The sequence below is a fragment of the Rhodococcus sp. DMU2021 genome, assembly GCF_019641445.1.
In the GTDB taxonomy this organism is placed as follows: Bacteria; Actinomycetota; Actinomycetes; order Mycobacteriales; family Mycobacteriaceae; genus Rhodococcus; species Rhodococcus pyridinivorans.
This window is the reverse complement of the sequence record NZ_JAIFKB010000056.1, coordinates 1-4,965: the sequence shown is the minus strand read 5'-3', so window position 1 is coordinate 4,965 and position 4,965 is coordinate 1. Positions and strand designations below refer to the sequence as shown.

At 65.1% G+C, this 4,965-nt stretch carries 4 protein-coding genes and 1 pseudogene; 2 read left to right on the top strand and 3 right to left on the bottom strand.

Going from position 1 to position 4,965, the window contains the following annotated elements; all coding sequences use genetic code 11:
- Positions 1-276 precede the first annotated feature (276 nt).
- Positions 277-519: an ANTAR domain-containing protein gene (locus K3M35_RS25360; RefSeq protein ID WP_374107791.1), complete on the top strand. Its 243-nt coding sequence runs from the start codon at positions 277-279 to the stop codon at positions 517-519.
- Between the two features lie 37 nt (positions 520-556).
- On the opposite strand, the pseudogene K3M35_RS26525 reads toward K3M35_RS25360, so the two are convergent.
- Positions 557-796 (bottom strand): annotated as a pseudogene (locus K3M35_RS26525) (VOC family protein); the annotation flags it as partial.
- Positions 797-1,248: 452 nt separating this feature from the next.
- Here K3M35_RS26525 and eat point away from each other — a divergent pair.
- Positions 1,249-2,703, top strand: a complete 1,455-nt coding sequence (gene eat, locus K3M35_RS25350; RefSeq protein ID WP_064061016.1) for an ethanolamine permease — start codon at positions 1,249-1,251, stop codon at positions 2,701-2,703.
- 30 nt (positions 2,704-2,733) lie between these two features.
- Here the strand turns inward: eat and K3M35_RS25345 are convergent, their stop codons facing one another.
- Together K3M35_RS25345 and K3M35_RS25340 are read right to left on the bottom strand one after the other, a co-directional pair.
- Entirely contained in the window at positions 2,734-3,573 is an 840-nt protein-coding gene (locus K3M35_RS25345) for a sucrase ferredoxin (RefSeq protein WP_259444474.1), read from the bottom strand.
- Positions 3,574-3,639: 66 nt separating this feature from the next.
- The gene (locus tag K3M35_RS25340) at positions 3,640-4,776 is read right to left on the bottom strand and encodes a cupin domain-containing protein (protein ID WP_248846250.1); all 1,137 of its coding nucleotides are present in this window, start codon (positions 4,774-4,776) and stop codon (positions 3,640-3,642) included.
- Between the last annotated feature and the right edge of the window lie 189 nt (positions 4,777-4,965).

The window sequence follows — 4,965 nt, the reverse complement described above, 5'->3', positions numbered from 1 at the left end:
TCGTCGAGTCGAGTTGGTAGCTCTCTCGAAGAATCACGCGGTGACCGTCTTTCGTCCGGTTACGACACGCCGGTCATCGGATCCGATCCGGCTCGTACACCATCCTGATGGACGCAACCCCGATCCGAGATGCGCTGGCCGCAGTTCACGGAAGAAGCCCTGATGGTCGGGGTCGGCAGCGTGTTGTCCTTCCAACTCCACACCCGCACCGACATTGCCGGTTCGCTGAACCTGTTCGCATCGAAACCGCAGGCCTTCGACGGTGCCGCGGTAGCGCTGGGCATCGCACTGGCGGCGCAGGCGGCCGCCGAGCTCACTGCTGCACGCGCGGAGCTGCATCTGCGCTCGGCGTTGGGCACCCGAGACACCATCGGCCAGGCCAAAGGTCTTCTGATGCAGCGCTGCGGTGTCGATGCCGCCCGCGCCTTCGTGATGCTGCGGACGCTGTCACAGGATCTCAACGTCGCCGTCGCTCGAATTGCCGAGCGAATCGTCGAGGACCACACCGCTTCTCTGTGATCGGTTGTCGGATCACGGAACTTCGAGGTATACGGGCTCAGTCCAGACAGAACTCGTTGCCTTCGATGTCCTGCACGACGATGCAGGACTCGTCCACACCGTCGGCGTGCAGAACCTTCACTTGCGCAGCGCCGAGCGTCACCAGTCGGTCGGACTCCGCTTGCAGAGCAGACAGTCGCTCGTCGCTCTCCAAGCCTGTGCCGACGCGCACATCGAGATGCACCCGATTCTTCGCAGCCTTCGCTCGGGTCCGACGAAATCGAAGGTGACCTGTACCTGCCTGACCGACACCATGCGGGTACGCCCCGTGGCCGAGAGCGGACCCTCGGATCGGCGCACGACACTTCGATGAGCCCGCTACACCACCGAGGCGCCCCATCCGAACGCAACCACAACCACGATCGACACCGCCAGCAGCAGCGCAGTCACTTCGAATCCTCCACGTGTCGTCGGTTGGTAGAAGACCGCCCGTAGGCTACGTAACCGCGAGTTCCATTACAGGCTCGCAACAGAGTTGCAACAGTCTTCTCCGACGCTCGAGAAACGAACAGACACCCTGTTCGCCCGGGAGGATGCTGGATCATCCGAGTTACACGGCTGCACTCCATCTCGTTGCGCGATTCTCCACGACCCCGGGGGGTAGCTCATGAACACCGGCAGCTGCTCGCGCGACGTTCCACCACCTCGGCGTGACGCCGCCGTACGAACCGATCGCCTGAGGGAGACGGAATGTCGGTCGTAGAACCATCGAAGAGTTCGAGGACCCGTAAGCACCACGACGGCGCCGACTTCCACGCCGAGAAGAGCGAATACCTCGAAAAACGTTCACTTCGTAAAGGAACCGCAGGGTGGGTGCTCCTTGCGGGACTCGGTGTCAGTTATGTCATCTCCGGTGACTACGCCGGATGGAACAACGGACTCGCCGAAGGCGGATTCGGCGGTCTGCTCATCGCCGGCGTGGTCATCGCGGGCATGTATTTCGCGATGGTGCTCGGGATGGCGGAATTGTCGTCGGCCCTTCCGGCCGCAGGGGGCGGATACACCTTCGCGCGTCGCGCGCTCGGTCCCTGGGGCGGATTCGCCACCGGCACGGCAATTCTCATCGAGTATGCGATCGCACCTGCGGCCATCGCGACGTTCATCGGCAGCTATGTCGAATCGTTGAACATCTTCGGGATCACCGACGGACGGTGGATCTACCTCGCTGTCTACGCCATTTTCATCGGCATCCACCTCACCGGTGCGGGCGAAGCGCTCAAGGCGATGTTCGTCATCACCGCCATCGCACTTGTCGGACTCGTGATCTTCGCAGTCTCTGCGGTGGGACTGTTCGAGTCCGACAATCTCACGGACATCGCGCCGACCGATGCCGTCGGCGCCTCGGGCTTCCTGCCGTTCGGTTACTTCGGTATCTGGGCCGCGGTCCCGTTCGCGATCTGGTTCTTCCTGGCGATCGAGGGCGTTCCTCTCGCTGCGGAGGAAGCGCGTGAGCCGGAGAAGAACGTGCCGCGCGGCATCATCTCCAGCATGCTGGTGCTCTTGCTGACCGGAGCGACCGTGCTGTTCCTGGCGACCGGTGCGTTGGGCGCCGAGGGGTTGTCGACCTCGGGCAACCCGCTCGTCGAGGCGCTGGGTGACGGGACAGCGGCGAAGGTCGTCAACTACATCGGGCTCGCCGGGTTGATCGCCAGCTTCTTCTCCATCATGTACGCGTACTCGCGGCAGACTTTCGCGCTGTCCCGGGCCGGCTACCTGCCGACGAGCCTGTCGGTGACGAATTCCCGCAAGGCACCCATGCTCGCGTTGATCGTTCCCGGCGTGATCGGTTTCGTCCTGTCGCTGACCGGTGAGGGCGCGATGCTCCTCAACATGGCGGTCTTCGGTGCCGCCGTGAGTTATGTACTCATGATGGTCAGCCACATCGTGCTGCGCGTGCGCGAGCCCGGGATGCGGCGTCCGTACCGCACACCCGGTGGAATCGTCACGACATCGTTCGCGCTGGTGATCGCTGCGGCCGCTGTGGTTGCCACCTTCCTCGTCGATCCTGTTGCGGCTCTGTGGACGTTCGCCGCGTTCGCTGCATTCATGGCCTACTTCGGTCTCTACAGCCGCCACCACCTCGTCGCGAACTCCCCGGACGAGGAGTTCGCGGCCCTCGCGAAGGCGGAGGAAGAGCTGGGGTGACGACCTCAGGCCGGGTGCGCGGCCGTCCGCTCACACCGCGCGGACCGAGGTGGGTTCGTAGACCATGACCGAAGCCGTCGGCGCTCCACGGCAGGTCAATCGGCACGGGGGAGTGCGATGGGCCCGCAGTTCGACGTCGACACGCTCCGGGTGCGGTGCACGACCGGCGAGCCGGACCCGCCAGCGATCACCCTCGCGCACACTCTCGGCGACCGTGTAATCACTGCGCCCGGCCGGACCGAAGCGTCGGAGCGTGGCAGCGAGCGCGGCCTGCTGAGGCGGAGACATATCGGTGTAGCCGCGTAGATGGTGGTGGTGGATCCGGTCGAAGAAGTGTTCCTCGATCGTGAGGACGGACGATTCGGCGTCGAGACCGCCGTAGTAGACACCGTCGGGTACGACGACGACATTGGCGGCGAACCGGTCTCCGCCTACGTGCGAGCATTCCCAGACCTGATCGGGCCAGCGCTCGGCCAGAGCGCGCGCGACCGGCCGTCCACGCACGGCGCAGCACGGATCGTGGTGACCGTGAGCGCAGACCAGGACGACGGAGGGGCCGCTGAGGTCGCCGGGAGTCTCGAGGGCGGTGACGATCTGTGTCAGATCCTCCCCGCGATCCCACATTCCCCATTGCTGACGCACCGTGCCCGAGGTCTCGCGGCGGAGCACCGCCCACTGGTCGTGCCCACCGCGGCGACGACGGCCCGGGCGCTTGACCAACAGTATGCGTGCGCGGGCCGCCTGCGCGGCGGAGAACACGACCGTCTTGGCCGCGGCGTCGAGATCGAGCCCCTCGAACCCGTTCACCGGCCATCTGCCCCGATATTCGACGAGGACCCAGACGAATCCGCGCGGGGCCGTGCCGGCCATCGGATCACCCCGCTGTCGGGCACTGTCTGCGCAGAAGAAGCGTTCGGCTGAGGCCACAGTGCACCGTCACTGTTCCGCGGGGACGAGGATCCCTGCGCGCAACAGCCGTTCGACCAGGTCGGTCCCGAGGGTTTTCGTCGGGTGGGATCCGCCGTCGAGCAGGCGCGTGACAGACGGCAGTTCATCGTCCGCCACGGCGACACGGCCCACGCGCGTGACCAGGTGTGAACCTTCCAGACGTCCATACAGCGCGCTGCGGAGTTTCACCGTGGTGTCGGGGCCGAGATCGTGGACGACGGCGAATTGGGCGAGCGGCCCCAGCGGTGCCGGACGCGCCTGCTCCCGCCGGGCACGGTGGAACAGGGAGGCGACGTCCGCCTCGGCCAGTGCGGCGATGAGATGCTCACGTACAGCAGTGATCTCGTCATCCGGATCGTCGATGCCCATGGGTAGTGCACCGCGCATCTCAGGATCGTCGCCGAGCGCAGTGAGCGCTGCTCGGGTCAGATGCTCGGCAAGTGCGTGACGCGTCCACGTATGGATGCCGACGGTGAGGTGGATGGAGATCTCCCCTCGGGCCTCGGCGGCATGGATCCAGCCGCGCGGTAGATAGAGACAGTCGCCGGGTTCGAGCACGGTGTCGATGCACGCCGGCTCTGTCGCGGCTCGGGCGACAGCGGCGCGGTGATCGATCCAGGGCTGATTGCGCAGCGGCGCCGGGTGGACAGGCTCGTGGATCACCCACCTCTTGGTTCCCTCGATCTGCACGACGAAGACGTCGTGGACGTCGTAGTGGTGGCTGAACCCCTGGTTCCGAGGTGGAGTGATGTACGCGTTGACCTGGACGGGATGTCCGAGTTCGTCGCTCAGAGCGGTGCCGAACTGCGAGATCGGTTCCCACGTGCGGTGCAGTGCCTGCAGGACGAGGGTGGCACCGTCGGCGAGGTTGCGCCAGAGCATCGTGTCGTCGAGTTGGTCGGAGATGGTCGCTCCGACACCGCCGGGGGAGGTGAACGACGAGTCCGGCAGTGTCGTCCCGTCCTTGGCGACGCGAAGAAAGGGCGTGCGAAGTCCTCGGCGCGAGATGAGTTCATCGACTGCCTCGACGGAGAACAGGTCGGTGAATGTGCCGGCGCGACGCGTCAGCAGTGGTGCACGTCCCCAGATTTCGGACGCGAACTTCTCCCGACCGATGTCGATCAAGCGTGTTTCCAGGACTCCGGCGTCCGTTTCGACGCCGGAGTCCTGGATGCGATATGAGGAGTCCTCACACCTAGCCTGGAGATTTCCTCTCATGCGGGCTGAGCCCGGCGTGTAAAGCACGGAAGTGCCTGTCCGGTAGTGGATTCTTGGCTTGTCGAAGGTCAAGTATCCGTCATCGAGAGAGGCACT